We start from the raw sequence: 18,175 nt of genomic DNA on the forward strand, positions 1-18,175 counted from the left end.
GGGAGGTGCATGGCGTACCGGGGGCTTCGTACCGGCGGCCGGTGCCGAACGCCGCTTCGGAGGCCTGGAGTCGCGGGCGTCGTCCGGTGGGCTTCGGCACAGGCCGAGGGGCGGGCGGGCCCGGCGCCACGGGCCCGTCCGTGCGGTACGGCGGTGCGGACGTACGCGAGGGTGGGCGCGTACGGCGGTGCGGTGGTACGACAGTGCGGTGGTGCGGTGGTGCGGTGGTGCGGTGGTGCGGTGGTGCGACCTTGCGGTGGAACCGCGGTGCGGTGGTGCTGACGTGCGTACGGGCGGCGGCGTGGACACCAGCGGCACTGCGCCGTTCGGTCGGGGACGTGCGGTGCCGTGGGGCACGTGGACGGCTGCCACCGTCGCGTCCCCGCCTCCGCCGTGGTCCCGTGGCCTGGGCGTTCGCCCGGGCCGTCGGAGCCCCCGGAGGGTCCGTCCGGTGGTGGCCTGCTGGCCCACCGGTTGGAAACCTGTCAGTGTTGTAAACCCGGTGTTCCGTCAATGTCAATACAGGACACAGGAGTTGGTGATGGATCGGAACTACCTCCGCGGAGCCGACGTGGTCCTGCTGCCGGGTGCCCGGACCGGCCGCGATCCGGCCCGCTCGATCAAGCCAGGGCCGCGCCGACTGCCCGCCGGCGTGGTCGCCGCGACCCAGCGCGAACGGCTGCTGGACGGGCTGGTGCGGACCGTGGCCGAACGCGGCTACCAGCACGCCACGATCAGCGACATCTGCCGTGCGGCGGGCGTGACCAGGCCGGTCTTCTACGAACTGTTCAGCGGCAAGGAGGACGCCTTCCTGGCCGCGCACCGGTACGGCACGGGCGTGGTGATCCGCCGGATGGCGGAGGCCTACGCGGCCGAAACCGACTGGTGCCGCGGCATCCGCAAGAGCCTCGGGGTGATGCTCCAACTATTGGCGGGAACACCGGCGTTCGCGACGATGGCGGTGATCGAGGTCGAGGCCGTGGGCCCGGCCGGCCGCTGGGAGCGGGCCCAACTGCTCACCAGGTTCCGCACGTTCTTCGCCGAGGTGCCCCAACTCCCGGGCGGGGTGGAGTCCAGGGAGATGGTGGACGCCGTGGTGGGCGGCGTCTACAGCGTCATCTACCGGCGGATCGACTCCGGAAGGACCGAACAACTGATGGAGATCCTACCGGTGTTGACCATGTTCTGCCTGTCGCCGTTCCTCGGCCCGGCGGAGGCGGCCGAGCGGCTGGGGGTTCGGGACTGGCCGAAGCGGGTCGCGGATTGGTCAACGACCCGGGACTGAGGTTCCAGGCTTGCAGTTCACCGTGTGTCCGACGGGTCGCCCCGTCCGTGGTGTCCGCGTCTGACCAGCGCTCTACGTGAGAGTGCTGGTGGGGGCGTTGACTGCTCCCCGCTTCCACGCATCAGCCGCACGGTGGCGGATGTTGCGGGAGCCGTTGATGTCCGCATGCATGGTCACGCCGCAGGAGCGGCACGCGAACGTGGCCTGGTCCACTCGGTTCTGCCTGTGGGTGTGCCAGCAGACGGAGCACTGCCGGGAGGTGTTACGCGGGTCCACGTGGACCAGGGGCACACCCGCCCGCTGCGCCTTGTACTCCACGAACGCTCCGAGCTGGGCGAACGCCCAGGAGTGGAGGCGGTACCGCTGGTCCTTCTTGGCCTTGACCCTCTCGCGGATGCCCGTGAGGTCTTCCAGGGCGATCCCGCGCGAGGTGCGTTCAGCGGTGGTGACGATGGTCTTGGAGATGATGTGGTTGGTCTCGGTCGCCCGGCGCGACTCCTTACGGCGCTGCCGCTTCAGGACCCGCTTGGCAGACTTGGTGCCCTTGGAGCTTGGCGCGCAGCGCCACCATGCGGGCGCGGTGGCGGTTCAGGCCTCGTCCGGCCATGACCTGGCCGTCGCTGGTGGTGGCGATGTTGACGATCCCGAGGTCCATCCCGATCCAGTCGACGGGCTCCGCGACGGGCTGCACGGGAATGTCGCAGGTCGCGAACAGATACCAGGTCCCGTCACGGAACACCAGGTCGGACTCGCCCCGTCGATGCTCGGCCAGCATCGCGAGCGCGTCCTGGGAGCAGCGAAATCCGATGCCCTTCAACCGGCTCGCCGTGGTCCAGATGCTCACGGTCTTCGTGTCGGTGTTCCACGACAGCATCCGGTCGTCGAACGGCTGGGCGGCGTCCTCGCGGAATCTGATCGGCTTGGACTCGGCCTTGTTGCGACGCTTGCTCCCCTTCGGGCCGAGGTTGCCGGCCCGAAGGTTCGCCGTCAACGCCGCGTAGGCGTCACAGACCTTCTTCACCGACCGCACAGCGGCCTGCGCCCCGAGGTCGTATTCGTCCTTGACGTACCGGTACACCAGCGGCTGCAACCCGTTGCGCCGGATCTCACCCTTGGCGAACGCCACCTGCGAGATGTGGTTCGCGGCCCGGTTGCACGTGCGCAGTGTCGCAGCGAGCGCGTCCGCCTGGTACGGCGACGGCTCCAGCTTCACCCGGACCACGATCTTCATGCGCAGGAAGGTAGTTGACCCAAAATCGAACGATCAAATCGGAAGGTCAGAACACATGGAAGAGGACTCCGCCGCTTCGCGGCTCCGGTCCAAGGAGCCGATTCGCCCCCGCAAGCGGGAGGTACCCCCACTCAGGGCTGAAGCCCTGGGCTTCCTCGGCAGAAATCAGGTGAAGATCCTTCGTGCACCCGTATTGACCCGGCCAATACCGAGCAGTAGCTTCCCAGTTACTTACCGCGTGCTGACCGGAAGAACCCCGCTGCCGAGGGGTTGACGGCCCGGTCGCGCCGAAGAACGCTGTCCGCGCCAGGACAACGTGCCAAGTGCCTGCACACCCATCCACCCACAGGGAGCACACACATGGCCATGTCCGAGGACGCCGCCACGGCGGCCGAGGCCCCGCAGACGCCGGGCGCGCCGAGAAGAGGCCGGGTCCGCCTCAAGCGCACCGCCCTGATGGCCGTACCGGCCATCGCGGCCGGTGGCGTCCTGATGGCGCTCACCGCCCAGGGCGTGCTCGCCGCCCAGTTCTCCATCTCCGGCATGCCGTTCACCATCACCGCCGACAAGCTGGAGGGCGAGGGCTTCGCCCAGTTCGGCGCGCTGGACTCGATGATCCCCGACAGCCCCAACGCCGGCTCCACCGGCGGCCAGGTGCTGGTCGCGGTGTCGGCGATCAAGAAGGCCGAGATCACCAACCTCTGCCAGAGCGTCGACCTCGGCGGCGTCAACCTGGTGATCCACGCGGGCGACGGCGGCACCCCCGTCTCCGCCAGCAACCTCACCACCGACTCCGACCTGCTCTCCGGCGACGCGGAGTTCACCAACATCGAGATCGGCGGCGACGCCAGCACCTACACCAAGGCCGGTCCGATCGGCAAGGGCGGCCCCGGCGTGTTCGGCCAGCAGGCCGACACCGTCAAGCTCACCCACCTGAACCAGCACAACTACGCGAGCACCGCCGTTGGGTTCAAGCTGCCCAACCTGCGGCTGAGCTTCAGCTCCACGGGCTGCTGACCATGACGGAGTCCGTACCGGAGCCGGCCGGCACCGGCGAGGGCACCGCGGCACGGGCCGAGGGGGTGGCCGCCGAGGGGACGGCGGCCACGCCCGCCCAGGCCGTGGCGGCCCCCGTCGCCGCGCCCGCCGCACACCCGGTCAAGAACGACTGGCGGGGGCGGCGACCGTTCTGGGGCGGGCTGCTGGTGACGCTCGGCGGCGCCGAGATCCTGTTCACCCTGAAGGCCCCGCTGCCCGTCCTCCTGCACATCGGGATGGAGGGGCTGGCCGGGTACCTGGTGCCCGCGGTGATGGTGCTGTGCGGCCTGCTGATCCTGTTCAACCCGGCACAGCGGCTGTTCTACTCCATCCTCGCCGTGCTCGCCTCGCTGGCCACCTGGGTCACGTCCAACCTGGGCGGCTTCGTGGTCGGGATGATGCTCGGGGTGGTCGGCGCCTGCCTCACCTTCGGGTGGCTGCCCGAGCAGCCGCTGCGCCAGGGCCGGCAGCGGCGGCTGGAGCGCCGGGAGGCGCGCCGGGCGGCGGTCTGACGGCGGTGCCCCGGGTCCTGGTGGTGGGAGAGCACCAGGGCGTGGGGCACCTCACCGTCGGCGCGCCCGCTGCGGTCGCTGTGCCCGCAGCGGTCCGGGGTGGTCCGGGGTGGCCGAAAACCATCCCGGACCGCACGCACCGACGCAATGGGCCGAAGGTCCCGGGTCTCTCCGGGGCGATCGGCCCTTCTCGCATTCGGCGGCCGGGCAGTTGACTGGACAGGACATGGACAACAGCAGCAGCATGAGCACTGGCACCGCCGCCACCGCCACCGCCGAGTACGACCGCCTGATCGCCCGCCATCACGCGATGCGCCTGCGACGCCAACTCCTCGCCCCGTCCTCCTCGGGCGGCGGCGAATTCGGGTACGGCGCCTACGGCGAGGACGGCGGCTACGACGGCGCCGCCGACCAGCACCTGATCCGGCGCGACCTCGACCTGATCTCCCCGCTCTCGGACCTGATCGACCACCTCTACGCGGTGATGTTCAGCCACCGCCCCTACCTGCGACCGCTCTTCCCCGCCTCGATGGAGTTCCAGCAGCTCCACCTGGAACGGATCTTCCACCACCTGATCGACCACCTCGACCGCCCGGCGGAGCTGGAGCAGACGCTGCGTCAACTCGGCCGCGACCACCGGAAGCTGGGCGTCCGGCCGGTGCACTACGAGGCCTTCGAGGAGGCCCTGTGCGCGGCCGTCCGGCACCGGGCCGGCGAGCGCTGGACCGAGGACCTGGAGGGCGCCTGGGTGCGGATGCTGCGCTTCGCCGTCGGCGCGATGGTGGCCGGCGCCGACTCCGCGCTCACCGAACCGCCGTACTGGCACGCCGTGGTGACCGGGTACGAGCGCCGCCGCCCCGACCTCGCCGTGCTGCGGGTGCGCACCGGCGAGCCCTACCCGTACCAGGCCGGGCAGTACGGCACCGTCGAGCACCCGGCGCTGCCGCACACTTGGCGGCAGTACTCGATGGGCTGCGCCCCGCGGTCCGACAACGAGCTGGAGTTCCACGTCCGCCGCACCGGCCTCGGCGGGGTCAGCGCCGCCCTGGTCGACCACACCGCCATCGGCGACCGGCTGCGCCTCGGCCCGCCGCGCGGCAGCCTGCTGCCCGACGGCGACCCCCGCGACCTGCTGCTGGTCGCGGGAGGCACCGGCCTCGCCCCGATGAAGGCGATCGTCGAGCAGCAGACCACCCAGCGGCCGACCGGCCGACGGGTCCACCTGTTCGTCGGCGCCCGGGACCGCGGCGACCTCTACGACTGGCAGGCGCTGTCCGAACTCGGACTGCACAAGCCGTGGTTGACCGTCACCCCGGTCACCGTCGGCGAACTCGCCGACGCCGTCGCGGCGGCCGGCGACTGGCGCGAGCACCTGGCCTGCGTCACCGGGCCTGTGGGCATGGTCGGCTCCGTCCGCACCCGGCTGGCGGAAGTCGGGCTGCCGTCGACGCAGGTGCGGTTCGACCAGGCGCTCTTCCGCTGAGGACCGGTCGGCGCCGTATTGGGTTCGGCGCCGGTGGCGGTGGCGGTGGCGGTGTCAGTGCCTGCGCCGGTGTCGGTGCCCGCGCCGGTGTCGGCGTCAACGTCCGGGTCAGCGGAAGCAGTAGGAGTCGGAGGAGGCGTCGCCGCCCGCCAGATGGGTCTGGTGGACGCGCAGACCCCGGAAGTCGGCGCCGTGCGGGAAGAAGCGCTCGTCCACGCTCAGCCCGCCGGCCTCCGGATCGGCGTCCAGCTTGACCATCCAGGGCTCGATGCCGTCCGGGTAGAACTGGTCGTCCCAGGCGCCGTAGAGCGAGTTGGTGAGGTAGAGCCGCCGGCCGTCCCGGCTGATCTCCACCATCTGCGGCGCCCCGCTCAGCGGACGGCCGGGCTCGGCCGGGTGCGGGGTGCGGGCGGCGATCCCGCCGAGCCGCACCGAGTCCGTCAGCCGGGGGTGGAACGGGTCCGAGACGTCGTACTGGAACAACTCGCCGGTGCCCCAGGCGGACACGTACAACCAGCGGTCGTCCACCGACAGGTTGATGTCGGTGACCAGCGGCGGCACCGCGCCGAACGGCTGCAGCGCGGGCGGCAGGTCCTCGGCCTTCGCCGGCTGGGCGGGGATCTCGATCACCTTGCGCGCGGTGAACGCCGGCCCCTCCCGGTACCAGAGCCAGACCGAGGAGGACAGGTCCTCGACGTTGGTGACCACCCCGACGAACCCCCACTCCGCCTGCGGGTCGTGCGCCGGACGCAGCTCCAGCACCATCTGGTACTGGTCGCCGAGGTCCACCCGCTGCAGGTGACGGCCGGAGTCCAGCTCCCAGAAGTGCAGCGCGTGGCCGTACTTGCGCCCGAGCAGGAGCTCCGGCACCACCCCGTCCTCGACCATCCGCGGGGTGCCCCACTCGCTGGTGATGCCCACGTTGGTGCCCAGGTGCCACCAGACGTCGTACGCGAAGTGCTGCGGCCCGCGCTCGGTCTCCCAGGCGCGCAGCACGTCGAAGGTCGTGTGGTCGAGCAGCGCCACCCCGCCCGGGCCGTCGTCGCCCTCGCCGCTGCCGAGGCAGGAGAGGAAGACGCCGTCGGGGCCGCAGTGCAGGGTGTGCGGACGCGAGTAGCCGGCCTTGGCGGCGAGCTCCTCGGCCTCGATCGTCTTCACCAGCCGCGGGCGGACCGGGTCGGGCCGGGTGTCCAGCACGTGCAGCCGGGAGGAGCGCAGCCCGGGCAGCAGCAGGTAGCGCCGCTCCGGGTTCTCGTGGCAGGCGTGGGCGAGGGCGCTGGAGCAGGCGTTCCAGCCGAAGTGGTGCAACTCGTCGCCGAGCGTGGGCAGTTCGGCGAAGTTCAGGACCTTCCCGTAGCTCGCCGAGTCCGGATCGGTGTCGACGCTCAGCAACGCGTCCGGCTGCCGCCCCGACCGGTCGAACCCGGCCACGTACGCCAGCTTCTCCGGCGGAGCGGCGATCGCCTCGGCGGCCGAACGGTAGAGCGACGGATCGGTATGCCCGTGCTGCATGCAAACTCCCCAACTCGCCGTGTCTGTCCGGGAAGCGTTCCACAGGGACACCGGCGCACAGCAGGCGCACGAGGGGCGGACGGGGGCGGTCCGGAGGCGGTCGGGGAGTGGTTCGGTCGGGTGGCGGTCGGGACGCGGTCGGGAAGTGCGGGCGGCTACCCTCGACCGGGTGCACAACAGCATTCGCGGGGGGAACTTCCACGGCCCGGTCGTCCAGGCCGACACGGCGCACGTGACGGTGACGGCCCGGCCGCCGACGATCGCGGGGCTCCCGCCACTCACCTCCGCCTTCACCGGCCGTGACCGGGACCTGGCGGACCTCCAGGCCCTGTTGGCCGCCGACGGCCCGTCGACGGTGGCGGTCACCGGCCTCGGCGGCATCGGCAAGACGACGCTGGCGATCGCCGTCGGCCACGCCCTGCTCGACGCCGGCCACGTCCGCGCCGCCTTCTTCGTGGACCTCCGCGGCTACGCCGAGACCCCGGTCGGGGCCGGGCAGGCGCTCGACACCCTGCTGCGGGCGCTCGGCGTGCCCGCCGACCACATCCCCCCGGACCCGGAAACCCGCGCCGCCCTCTACCGCGAGCGGCTGGAACGGCACGGCGGAGGCGTCCTCGTCATCGCCGACAACGCTTCCGCCGCCGACCATGTCCGTCTCCTCCAGCCCTCGTCCACCCGCCACCGGCTCCTGGTCACCTCCCGGGAGACCCTCCCCAGCCTCGGCGCCCGCCTCCACCGCCTCGGCGTCCTTGACACCGACGCGGCCACGGCCCTCCTCGACGCCGCCGTCCGCGCCGCCCGGGCGGACGACGACCGTGTCACGGCCGACCCGGCGGCCGCCCGGCGGATCGCGAAGCTGTGCAGCCGACTCCCGCTCGCCCTGCGGCTCGCCGCCGCCCAGCTCGTCCTGGACCCGCACCTGCGCGCGGACGAACTCGCCGCGGACCTGGCCGACCACGCCGCCCGGCTCGACCTCCTGGACGACGGTGAGATCGGCATCCGCATCGTGCTCGACCGCTCCTACCGGAGGCTCGGCGAGCCGCAGGCGGAGCTGTTCCGGCTCCTGGCCCTCAATCCGGGACCCGACGTCTCGACCGAGGCCGCCGCCGTGCTGGCCGACGTGAAGGTCCGTGAGGCCCGGTCCAAGCTCGCCCAGCTCGCGGGCAGCGCCCTGGTCGAACAGACGGCGGGCGGCGGCCGCTGGTACCTGCACGACCTGGTCCGCGACTACGCCCTGGAACAGGCCGATCGGCACCCGGAGGCCGGCGGGAGGGCCCTGCGGCGCCTCCTGGTGTACTACGCGGACACGGCCGTGGCCGCCGACGAGGAGATCGAGGCGCTCCCCGCGAGCCCGGGCCCCGGGCGCTTCCGTGACCGGGCCGAGGCCCTGGCCTGGCTGGAGTGCGAGCGGGCCGCCCTGGTCGTGACCGTGCGTCTGGCGGCGGCGATCGGCCTGCCCGACGTGGCCATGAGGCTGTCCTCCTCGCTGGTCGGCTACCTGGTCCGGTGGTCCCGCAGCGAGGACGCCGTCTCGGTGACGACGGCCGCGCTGTCCGCCGCCGTCGACGTCGGGATCAGGGCCGAGGAGGCGACGGCGTGGCACAACCTCGGCTTCGCGCGAGGCAAGGCGCGTCGGTTCGAGGAGGCGATGGAGGCACTGCTGACCGCCGGCGAGATCTTCCAGGAGGTAGAGGACCGACAGGGGGAGGCCTCGGCCCACGCGAACATCGCCGAGGTCCTGGCGAGCCTGCACCAGCGGGAGGCGGCCATCGAAGCGATCCGGTACGCGCTGTCCCTGGTGCCCGGCCGGGCCGATCGACGGTGGGGGGCCCGGCTGTCGTTCAACCTCGGGGTCCTGCTGGTCGACGCGGGACGGGCGGACGAGGCCGACGAGACCTTCCGACGGACGGCGACGGTCTTCCGGGACCTCGGCGACCGGAGCGGTGAGGGGATGTCCTGGAACTGCGTTGCCCAGATCCTCAGCCGCCGGGGTCGTTACGACGAGGCGATCGAGGCCCAGCAGCGGGCGCGGGCCATCTGTCAGGAGGCCGGCGACCGGCACAACGAGGCACTGGTGCTGGGTGATCTCGGCGTCACCCTCGTGGGGGCGGGCCGGATCGAGGAAGCGGTCGAGGTCCACGAGCAGGCCGGCCGCCTGCTGCGAGAGACCGGCGACCGCGAGGGGGAGAGCCTGAGCCTGCGCAACCTCGGCATCGCCCTGCGGCGCGCCGGGAAAGCGGACGAAGCCCTCGTGGCGCACCGGCGGTCCCTGGCCATCTGTCAGGAACTCGGCGACCGCGTTGCCGAGGGCAGCACCTGGGCCGCCCTCCAAGCCGTGTTCGAGGACCTCGGGCGGCCCGAGGACGCCTCGGAGGCCCGCCGGCAGGCGGACCGCGCCATCGACGACGCCTACGAAGCACTCTCCGAAAGCATTGCGATCATCACATCCCAGCAGGTCATTCCGGCCGGTGGCGAGCCGGGCTGAGCCAGTACAGTCAGGCCATGGAGTTCCGTGAAGACATCCTGGGTGCCCCCTACGAGGCGGCCGAGCTGACGCTGCGGCCCGACGACGAAGGGGCCGTGTGCGCGACGCTCGTCCGTCGGCCGGTGCCCGGGTCGGAACGGGCCGTGCTGTACATCCACGGCTACAACGACTACTTCTTCCAGACCAACCTCGCGGACCACTACACCGCGCTCGGATTCTCCTTCTACGCCCTCGACCTGCGCAAGTACGGCCGCTCCCTGCGCCCGCACCAGTCGCCGAACTTCGTCCGCGACCTCGCCGAGTACGACGAGGAGATCGACGAGGCCGTCCGGATCATCCGCGAGGTGGACGGGCACCGGCAGCTGCTGCTGAACGGCCACTCCACCGGCGGGCTGATCGGGGCCCTGTGGGCCGGGCGCCGCGCCGGACGCGGAGTCGTGGACGGGCTGTTCCTCAACTCGCCGTTCCTGTCGATGCCCGCCGCGCCCGCCGTCCGCACACTCGGCGGGCCCGCCGTCACGGCGCTCGGGCGGCTGGCGCCGACCCGCGTCCTGCCGTCCGCGCTCAACCCCCACTACACCCACAGCCTGCACAAGGACCACCAGGGCGAGTGGGACTTCGACCTCACGCTCAAGCGTCCCCAGAGCTTCCCGCTGTACGCGGGGTGGCTGTCGGCGATCCACCAGGGCCACCGGCGACTGCAGCGCGGGCTGGGCATCGACGTGCCGGTGCTGCTGATGGCCTCGACCCGCTCCATCTCCACCACCAAGTGGCACAACGCGCTGCACCACGCCGACGCCGTGCTGCGCGCCGACGACATCGCCGCGCAGGGGCCGCGGCTGGGCCGGCACGTCACCACCGTCCGGATCAAGGGCGGCATGCACGACCTGGTCCTCTCCGGCGAGGCGGCCCGCACCGAGGTGTTCGCCGAGCTGGACCACTGGCTCGCCGCCTACCTCGACGTCCGGCCCGTCGGGGAGCGCGCGTGACCTCCGAGCACGAGCCGCACGAGTCGGACTCATATGACTCGTGCGACTCGTACGACGAGCCCGTGCCGGTCGGGCGGCGCACCGACCTGGGCTTCGCCAAGCTCATGCCCGACCTCGACCGGGACGGCGGCTGGCTGCTCACCCTGGACGGCACCCCGCAGTCGTACGTCGACCTCGCCGACCCGACCCACCTGGAGTTCGAGTACACCCGGCGCCTCGGCCACCTCGCCGACGCCCTCGCCCCCGCCGGGCAGCCGCTGGACGCGCTGCACCTCGGCGGCGGCGCCCTCACCCTGCCCCGCTACCTGGCCGCCACCCGGCCCGGCTCGCGGCAGCGGGTGGTCGAGGTGGACGGGCCGCTGCTGGAACTGGTCGCCGAACAGCTGCCCTGGCAGGGCCCCGGCGCGGACATCACCGCGACCGTCGGCGACGCCCGGGCGGCCCTCGCCGAGACGCCGGCCGGCTCGCAGGACCTGGTGATCGCCGACGTCTTCCACGGCTCGCGCACCCCCGCGCACCTCACCTCGGTGGAGTTCCTGCGGCTGGCGGCGGCCGCGCTGCGCCCCGGCGGCTGCTACGCGGCGAACCTGGCGGACGGCCCGCCACTGGCCTTCGCCAAGGCACAGGCGGCGACGGTGCTGGCGGTGTTCCCGTACGTCTGCCTGGTGGCGGAGGCGCCGGTGCTGCGCGGCCGCCGGTACGGCAACATCCTGCTGGCCGGCTCGACGGCGCCGCTGCCGGTGGCCGAGCTGACCCGGCTGCTCGCGGGCGACATCTTCCCGGCCCGCCTCACCGAGGGCGAGGACCTGGCGGCCCTGGTCGGCCGCACCGCCCCGGTCACCGACGCCGAGGCCACCGACTCCCCGCCCCCGCCGGACGGTGCCTTCAGCATCGGCTGAGGCCGCGCCCCGGGGGCCCGGGGCGGTCGGATGGAGTAGGTCATGAATCCGCCGCGTTCACCGGTCGGGACGAAGCCCGCCTTGAGCAGGACCCGGCCGGAGGCGGGGTTGTCGGTGCGGTGCCTGGCGCGGACCACCGGCACGTGGAAGTGGCCGAAGGCCAGGGCGAGGATCCTGCGGACTCCTTCGGTCGCGTAGCCCCGGCCCCAGGCGTCCGCGCGCAGGATGTAGCTGACGGCGGCGACCGGCCGGTCACGGTGGAGCTTGACGACGCCGAGAAGGTCTCCGTCCACGGCCAGGCCGAGCACGTACAGGGCGCGCGGCGACTGTGCCGCAGCCCCCGCGACGTCGCGTACGCGGTGGCGGGCCTCGTCGGCGTCCATCGGTGCCCGGCCCAGGTACTTCGTCGAGCTCGATCACCGGCCCACCACTTCGATCAACTCAGCCAGTTCGGCGGCGGTGGGCCGGTCGTCGGGGGCAGCCAGCAGGACGTGGCGCAGCCGAGCTTGGAGGGCGGGCCAGGGCATCGCGGTGGACAACGGGACGGCCCGGTGGGCGATGGCCTTGCGGATCTCCTCCACCGGTGTGCCCGCTCCGAGGCCGGCGGTGGCGTAGTCCAGTGGCCACGTGCCGGTGACGCAGGTCCACAGGGTTCCGGCGAGGGCGTAGACGTCGGCGGTGCGGGTCGTTTCGACGGGTTGGGGGCCGTTGATGATTCGGGCGGCCAGTTCGGGCGCGGTGAGGTGGATCATCGTGCCGTCGAACCTCGGCCACGGGGTGCTGCCGATCCGGCGCGTCCAGGCGAAGTCGAGCAGGCGCACCGTTCCGTCGTCCCCGTGGATGCCGTGGGCGGGCTGGAGGTCGCCGTGCACCCACCCGTCGGCGTGGAGGTCGGCCACGGCCCGGCACAGCCCGACGGCGGCGGCAAGGGCTTCCTCCTTACCTCCTTCGCCCTTGCGCAGGGAACGGAAGACCTGCCACGTGGAGGGCCCGGCCAACCACGGGGTGACGTACCAGACGCCGTCGGCGAAGCGGCCCGAGGTCACGGTGTAGCCGGGGAGCTGGCCGAGCACGGAGGCCTCGCGGGCGGTGACCTCGGCGGCCTCCCCGGTGCCCAGCTTGATGCTCGCCGCCCCGTGCCGCCCGGTGGCCTTCCACACCGCCGAGCCCCGCCGGTTGCTGATCTGCGCCAGCTTCAGCGGCCCGCAGACGGCCTCCGCAGTCTTCAGCGCCTCTCCGGCCTCGGCAAGGAACTCGCCCATTGTCTGACTGCCTTCCACTCGCAGGGGATGTGCTCGAAGACGTTCCGCTGGCCCGATACCCGGGAGAGCTGGCCGGGGCGACCGGTGCGCGTTGCTTCCCCGCCGCGCACCTTCCGCCGGGTGGGACCGGCGGGTGAGCCCGGAGCGTCAAGGGGTGTCGGACGCCCTGGGAGATCGGGTAGTCGGTTCCTTCCCTACCGAGGGGCCGGCGGGATGGGCCCGACCGCGCGCAATGCCTGATCACGTGCGCGGAAGCCGAAGCTGATGAGGGTGACGCTCTCACCGGCGCTGAGGGGCGTCCGGCCGTGGGGCGTGAACGCGCCGTCGAAGACGACGCAGTCACCTGCGTCGAGGTCGCAGCCGAGGTAGCCGTCGGAGTTGATGAAGACTGTGGCGCTGGCGGTGGCTGCCTCGGTGTGGCGTTCGTGCTTGAGGCACAGGATCAGGTTGGCCTCACCGAAGTCGGTCTCGTCCACGTGGAAGTCGAGGAACTGCCCTTCCTCCCGGTACGCAATGTAGACGGCGGTGTGCGGCTGTTCGACGTCCAGACCGGTGGACTGTGCGACGACTTCGGCGAGATCGACCTGTCCGGCGAAGCGGTTCGCGGCGTCGCCGACGGCCGCGTTCCACTTGCCGTTGTGGAGGTAGCCGTCGGCGGCTACGGCCTTCTCGGCTTCCTTCGCCATGGCGGCGATCAGCACGGCGGGGAACGACTGGTCACGAAGATGGCGCAGGTGGCGCGGCTGAAAGCGCTGGTGGGCGGTGAGCCCGCGCACAGCGTCCCGAAGCGTGGGGAAGTCCTCTGCCCACCGGGCCGGCGTCCGGGCCGTGGTGCGGGACTGGAGCCATGAGGTCCACCGGCCGCTCCACTGCCGGGATGCCGTGACGCCTACCGCTGGTTGGCCGGCCTCGCGGATCAGCAGCTCGACGCGGTCGAGTGCGGCCTGCGTCGAGTCGATGAGTTCGATGTCTCCCTTGGCGACCCGCAACCGCATCGCCTCTTGCAGACGGGCGAGGGCACCCGCGAGGTCGCCGCGCTCCATCAGGTGCTTGCCGAAGTGCTGGAGCGCGTAGTCGAGGAGTTCCGGGTGGTGGCTTCGCGCGGTGTTCAGCGCGCTGCGGTAGAGCGCGTCCGCGGTCTGCACGTCGCCGGAGTAGCGGTGGGCGTCGGCCAGGTTGAGCCCGGTGGCGACGACGGCCCCGGTGTTGCCGAGAGCGGCGGCCAGGTCGAGCGACCGCTTGAGGAACGTACGGGCGTCCTCGTGGTTGCCCAGGCACATCCGGCCGATGCCGATCCACCTGGTCAGGACCCGAGTGCGGGCGTGGTCGCTCCCTTCGGGCAGGCCCCGCAGTTCCTCGTGGAGGCGCCCGAGCGCGGTGGTCAGCTCGTCCCGGTCGGTGGGGACCATCCGCAGGTTGTCGTCGTGAGTGATGAGGTGCCCAAGCACTTGACCCTCCGTCGTTCGGTTCCGCTCAGCGTGGCACTACAGGTGGTCGGTCTGGTGGCGCAGGTCAGTCAGCAGGTCCGCGCCGTGGGGCGTGAAGTGCTCACGCAGGAGTTCGAGTTCGCGCATGAGGTAGTGGACGGCCGGCAGGCCCTCGTCGTACGCGGCCTGGAAACCGGCGCGCTCGTCGGCGGTCAGGTCGTCGCGGGCCAACTCGACCTGGCGGAACCGCAGCAGCTGGTTGTAGACGCAGGTGGCGTGGAAAGCCCTGTCGATCTCCCAGAACTGGTTGCGGTCCTCCCCCTGTCCGGCCCGCCACCTGATCTCGATCTTCGGGGAAGTCCGGGACGAGTAGCCCTCGGCGAAGACCTGGTGCTGGAGGACGTGGAAGCTGACCGACTGGTGGGTGCCCTCGTGCAGGATGTTCTCCGCCAGGAAGCGGTAGGACGGCTGCGCGCCGACGGTGTTCGGCGGGATGTGGTGCCGCGCCTTCTCGGAGAACACGATGACGTACGGGAGCGCCGGGTCGCTGGAACTGGTCAGCGAGGAGGCGCGGACGCCGGGCTTGAGCCCCACCCACAGCAGTCCGCGGACGAATTCCCGCACGCGGCCGAACCCCTCGGGGTGGACCAGCGACAGGTGGTCCAGGGCCTGGGTCAGCGCCGTACGACGTTCCTCGGTGTGCGGGACGATCTCGTAGCCGCTCAGGTTGATCTCGTCGGCGATCTCGCCCGGCAGCTCGGCGTCGAACCAGTCGAAGTGCGCGCCGGCCACGGTGACGGTGTCGCTGCGCAGGGAACGGGCCTGTTCCGCGTAGGGAGTGCCCGACTTCAACAGTCGCTCCATCAACGCGAACGGCAGAACCCTGTCAGCGCCCACCTCGCGCAGACGGATCAGGTCCGGGTCCTTCCGGTCGAGGTCGAAGAAGGAGCCGATGGGGACGTGGTTGGCGATGGCGGTCTTCACTGCGGACTCTCCTTGATCGGGGTGGTGTGCGACGCCGAGCGGCGGGTCGGTCCGGATGAACACCGGCCGACCCGCCCATGCCGTCAACTGACCGGCATCAGATCGGAACTGCGGTCAGACCGCGGTGCCCGCCGGGGCGAAGTCGCCGTCGGGGACCTTGTGGTCCAGGCGGCGGGTCAGGGACTCGACGCCCGTCTGCGGCGCGAAGTCCCCGTCCGGGACCATGTGGTCCAGGCGGCGGGTCAGCGTGGTGACCTCGGGGTCACCGGGGTTGAGGTGGCTCATGTGCCTCTCCAATCGGGTTGGCTCTGCTTGCCCGAGTGCGGGCGAGCAGTGGTGCGGGTGGTGCCGCCCGGCCTGACAAGGCACCTTCGGCAGGCCGGGAGAATGTGGGCCCCGAGCGGCTGGAAGCGGCCGGAGGCGATCAACGCCGTTGCCGGCGTTATGAGTGCGAGCAGCGAGAGCGCGTAGGCGAGGGCGACCGGTACGGGGGTGGGGACGCCGCGCGCTGCCTTGTCGGCGGCCTCGCGGTAGTCGTCCTGGTCGTCCACGGGCTCCTACACCGACCGCTGGCCGAGCGCGGCCCGCAGCGCGGCGGTGGGGCCTGCGGGCACGCGCAGTGCAGTCGTCGCAGATAGGGTGGCAGGTGCCCTGGACCTCGTCGGGCGTCTGGATCGTGCTGCCGGCGCAGACCATCGTGTCCCGATGGCAGACCCAGCAGGTCCCTGCCGGTAGCCGTCGGGGCGGTCCACGACCGTCCCCTCGCCCGTGATCCGGACCGGCGTCGGCGGGGTGCCCGCTCGGACGGGCAGCAGAGGATTGCTCAATCCGCGGCCTCCAAGTCGGTCAGGAGCACCATTTCCGGGTACGGGTCGGACGAGCCTGTGCCGGTTCACCCAGGCGTGGTTGGCGAGCTTGCTGGGGGTCTCGGCCACGGTGCCCGTCCAGCCGTCCGTGTGGTGCCGGACCGGGTCACCCTGGATCACACTGTTCAAGTTGCGCTTCTCCATCGGGTTGTGGATGTGAGGGTGATGCTCGTCAGACCGGCGGTGCCGACGAGGGAGTGCGGCGAGCCGTGCAGTCTCGACAGACGCAGGTGGACCGGACGGCGGCGATCTGGAGCAGCGTTCCTGCGGAGGGCACGCGATCGGCCGCTCGGGCCGCTCTGTAGTCGTCCAGCGGGTTCCAGCCGGCGGGGGGTTGGGCGAGCTCATGCTTCGAGAGACCGGTAACGACCTCGCGGTGTACCCGTGGGGTGGTGCGTCTTGCCATCGATCTGTCCTCCTCTGTCGCTCGAAGCAGCTGCAACCAGTGAACGACCGAGGAGTTACCGAGAACCAGAGCAGAAGGTGAGCGCCTATCAGGCATAATCAACGCATTGTCCGGTCTGACCTCGGGCTTCTCGATCTGAGCGGAGGCTCCCATGGCTCCGAGAAGGAAGCGTCTGGCCCAGCGCCGCAAGACACTGGGCTACAGTCAGGAGGCGTTCGCCAACGAGTTGGGGGTCGCGGTATCCACGGTCACCCGTTGGGAAGCCGGCGCGAACGACCCTCAGGGGCACGTGCACCCCAAGATGGCAAAGGTCCTCAAGGTCACCCCTGAAGGGCTGGCGGACCTCCTCGCAGCAGAGGAGACAGTCCCAGCCCGATCAGTGGTCTACACCGCTGCTCCTCCTCCTTCTGGTGATACTGATGATATGAAGCGCCGCGATGTATTGAGCCTGCTCGCCGTGACCGGGGCTCTCATTGCCCTGCCGGGCTCCGACAATTCCCCGACTCGTCCCGGAGCGGCTGCGTCCTTGGCGGAAACCGGCCCCGAGTTGAACGCCCACCTCTGGAAGGTCTTCGGCCTTTCCGACTCGAAGCAGGCCGTGTACCCGATGGTTCGGCACCAATTGGCTCTCCTGGCAAAGGGACTCGGGGAGAGCCAAGAGGAGAGCTCGCGCCAACAGCTCTGTGCACTGGTAGGAGACCTGTACCAGCTCGCTGGTGAGATCTTCTTCGACGCCAACAGGTATACCGATGCCGCACACTGCTACACACTTGCTGCCAGCGCCAGCAGGGAAGCGCGAGCGTTCGATCTGTGGGCTTGTGCGTTGACGAGGCACGCCTTCGTCGAACTCTACGAGCGTCGCTTTGCCGTCGCGGCTCCCATACTGTCAGCGGCGTCTCAGGTGGCAGAACGCGGAGACAGCCAGCTCTCGACGCGGTACTGGGTGGCGGCGGTCCAGGCGGAGGTCCATGCCGGCCTCGGCGACCTTGATGCGACCAAGCGCGCACTCGATGACGCCGAGAAGGTACACACGTTGTCCGGACAGCTGAACAACGGAGGCTGGCTCCGGTTCGACGGCTCACGACTTGCTGAGGAGCGAGGCACCTGCTACCTGGCGCTCGGCCGCCCTGATTTGGCAGAGGAGGCGCTGATAGCCGCACTTTCACAGCAGCTGTCACTGCGTCGTCGGGGTGCGGTACTCGCAGAGTTGGCGGCACTCGGTGCCGACCGACATGATCTCGACCAAGCGAGTCACTACACCCGCGCCGCTTTGGAGCTGGCGAGCCAGACCGGCTCGGGCTACATCGGGAGAAAGCTGGAGGGCGTCAAGCACCGCCTCGTCCCGTTGATGGCCGATGGCCGAGCTTCAGCATTGCACCAGCAGATCTCGGCGCTCGACAGCGCCGCCTGACGAAGGAGTGACGTATGTCATCTGACGGGCGGATCTTCCGCGAAGCGTGGATCGCGGGCGTGACCAAGCACTACCCGGGCGAGCCGAAGGCTGGCTACGTCGTCCCATGGGATGAGACTCCGGATTGGGAGCGAGAGTGCGCCGCCGCTGTGTACGGCCAGGTCCACGACTTCATCAGGGTGAGTGGTGGCAACACGTCGAAGCTCACCCGGGAGCAGAAGGGGCGCTTCGTCGCAACGTGCTGGATCGCTCAGATCTACAAGCACATCGAGAACCCGAAGCCGGGCTACGTGGCTGACTGGAAGGACCTGCCCACCTGGCAGCAGGAGACCGATTCGGACATCTTCGAGGCGATCGAGCACGCCAACTCGTGAGTTGCCTGACT

At 71.0% G+C, this 18,175-nt stretch carries 17 protein-coding genes and 1 pseudogene; 9 read left to right on the top strand and 9 right to left on the bottom strand.

Annotation, left to right across the window (positions count from 1 at the left end; translation table 11 throughout):
• Positions 1-541 precede the first annotated feature (541 nt).
• Entirely contained in the window at positions 542-1,285 is a 744-nt protein-coding gene (locus ACGF13_RS10215; RefSeq protein WP_392871372.1) for a TetR/AcrR family transcriptional regulator, read from the top strand.
• Positions 1,286-1,357: 72 nt separating this feature from the next.
• Here ACGF13_RS10215 and ACGF13_RS10220 read toward each other — a convergent pair whose 3' ends face one another.
• Both ACGF13_RS10220 and ACGF13_RS10225 read right to left on the bottom strand, forming a co-directional pair.
• Positions 1,358-1,804, bottom strand: coding sequence for an RNA-guided endonuclease TnpB family protein (locus ACGF13_RS10220; protein ID WP_392871678.1), 447 nt, complete (start codon positions 1,802-1,804; stop codon positions 1,358-1,360).
• Complete coding sequence (locus ACGF13_RS10225; RefSeq protein ID WP_392871375.1) at positions 1,785-2,516, bottom strand: hypothetical protein; 732 nt, start codon at positions 2,514-2,516, stop codon at positions 1,785-1,787. The genes ACGF13_RS10220 and ACGF13_RS10225 overlap by 20 nt, the downstream gene beginning before the upstream one ends.
• 360 nt (positions 2,517-2,876) lie before the next feature.
• On the opposite strand from ACGF13_RS10225, the gene ACGF13_RS10230 reads away from it, so the two are divergent.
• From ACGF13_RS10230 to ACGF13_RS10240, 3 genes are all read left to right on the top strand, one after another.
• The gene (locus ACGF13_RS10230) at positions 2,877-3,533 is read left to right on the top strand and encodes a DUF6230 family protein (protein ID WP_392871378.1); all 657 of its coding nucleotides are present in this window, start codon (positions 2,877-2,879) and stop codon (positions 3,531-3,533) included.
• A 2-nt stretch (positions 3,534-3,535) separates the two neighbouring features.
• Entirely contained in the window at positions 3,536-4,066 is a 531-nt protein-coding gene (locus ACGF13_RS10235) for a DUF6114 domain-containing protein (RefSeq protein WP_392871381.1), read from the top strand.
• A 244-nt stretch (positions 4,067-4,310) separates the two neighbouring features.
• Positions 4,311-5,549, top strand: a complete 1,239-nt coding sequence (locus ACGF13_RS10240) for a globin domain-containing protein (RefSeq protein ID WP_392871384.1) — start codon at positions 4,311-4,313, stop codon at positions 5,547-5,549.
• 108 nt (positions 5,550-5,657) lie between these two features.
• Here the strand turns inward: ACGF13_RS10240 and ACGF13_RS10245 are convergent, their stop codons facing one another.
• Positions 5,658-7,061 (bottom strand): selenium-binding protein SBP56-related protein, encoded by a 1,404-nt coding sequence (locus ACGF13_RS10245; protein WP_392871387.1) that lies wholly within the window; start codon positions 7,059-7,061, stop codon positions 5,658-5,660.
• Positions 7,062-7,230: 169 nt separating this feature from the next.
• On the opposite strand from ACGF13_RS10245, the gene ACGF13_RS10250 reads away from it, so the two are divergent.
• The 3 genes from ACGF13_RS10250 (at position 7,231) to ACGF13_RS10260 (ending at position 11,434) form a co-directional block, all read left to right on the top strand.
• On the top strand, positions 7,231-9,546 hold the full coding sequence (locus ACGF13_RS10250; RefSeq protein ID WP_392871390.1) for a tetratricopeptide repeat protein: 2,316 nt from the start codon (positions 7,231-7,233) through the stop codon (positions 9,544-9,546).
• A gap of 17 nt (positions 9,547-9,563) precedes the next feature.
• Positions 9,564-10,535, top strand: coding sequence for an alpha/beta hydrolase (locus ACGF13_RS10255; protein ID WP_392871393.1), 972 nt, complete (start codon positions 9,564-9,566; stop codon positions 10,533-10,535).
• 104 nt (positions 10,536-10,639) lie between these two features.
• Positions 10,640-11,434 carry a spermidine synthase gene (locus tag ACGF13_RS10260; protein WP_392871681.1) on the top strand — a complete coding sequence of 265 codons (795 nt, stop codon included), beginning with the start codon at positions 10,640-10,642 and terminating at the stop codon, positions 11,432-11,434.
• An 80-nt stretch (positions 11,435-11,514) separates the two neighbouring features.
• On the opposite strand, the pseudogene ACGF13_RS10265 reads toward ACGF13_RS10260, so the two are convergent.
• The 6 genes and pseudogenes from ACGF13_RS10265 to ACGF13_RS10290 form a co-directional block, all read right to left on the bottom strand.
• Positions 11,515-11,832: pseudogene (locus ACGF13_RS10265) on the bottom strand (GNAT family N-acetyltransferase); the annotation flags it as partial.
• An 18-nt stretch (positions 11,833-11,850) separates the two neighbouring features.
• Positions 11,851-12,696 carry a hypothetical protein gene (locus ACGF13_RS10270; RefSeq protein ID WP_392871396.1) on the bottom strand — a complete coding sequence of 282 codons (846 nt, stop codon included), beginning with the start codon at positions 12,694-12,696 and terminating at the stop codon, positions 11,851-11,853.
• A gap of 194 nt (positions 12,697-12,890) precedes the next feature.
• Positions 12,891-14,144 (bottom strand): tetratricopeptide repeat protein, encoded by a 1,254-nt coding sequence (locus tag ACGF13_RS10275; RefSeq protein ID WP_392871398.1) that lies wholly within the window; start codon positions 14,142-14,144, stop codon positions 12,891-12,893.
• Positions 14,145-14,180: 36 nt separating this feature from the next.
• The gene (locus tag ACGF13_RS10280; protein ID WP_392871401.1) at positions 14,181-15,107 is read right to left on the bottom strand and encodes a hypothetical protein; all 927 of its coding nucleotides are present in this window, start codon (positions 15,105-15,107) and stop codon (positions 14,181-14,183) included.
• A 114-nt stretch (positions 15,108-15,221) separates the two neighbouring features.
• Positions 15,222-15,392 carry a hypothetical protein gene (locus ACGF13_RS10285; protein WP_392871404.1) on the bottom strand — a complete coding sequence of 57 codons (171 nt, stop codon included), beginning with the start codon at positions 15,390-15,392 and terminating at the stop codon, positions 15,222-15,224.
• Entirely contained in the window at positions 15,389-15,658 is a 270-nt protein-coding gene (locus tag ACGF13_RS10290) for a hypothetical protein (RefSeq protein ID WP_392871407.1), read from the bottom strand. Before ACGF13_RS10290 ends, ACGF13_RS10285 begins: the two co-directional genes overlap by 4 nt.
• Positions 15,659-16,530: 872 nt before the next feature.
• On the opposite strand from ACGF13_RS10290, the gene ACGF13_RS10295 reads away from it, so the two are divergent.
• Together ACGF13_RS10295 and ACGF13_RS10300 are read left to right on the top strand one after the other, a co-directional pair.
• Positions 16,531-17,790, top strand: coding sequence for a helix-turn-helix domain-containing protein (locus ACGF13_RS10295; RefSeq protein ID WP_392871410.1), 1,260 nt, complete (start codon positions 16,531-16,533; stop codon positions 17,788-17,790).
• Between the two features lie 14 nt (positions 17,791-17,804).
• Positions 17,805-18,164, top strand: coding sequence for a hypothetical protein (locus tag ACGF13_RS10300; RefSeq protein WP_392871413.1), 360 nt, complete (start codon positions 17,805-17,807; stop codon positions 18,162-18,164).
• The last annotated feature ends 11 nt before the right edge of the window (positions 18,165-18,175 follow it).

This window comes from Kitasatospora sp. NPDC048286, assembly GCF_043201735.1.
Classification (GTDB): domain Bacteria; phylum Actinomycetota; class Actinomycetes; order Streptomycetales; family Streptomycetaceae; genus Kitasatospora.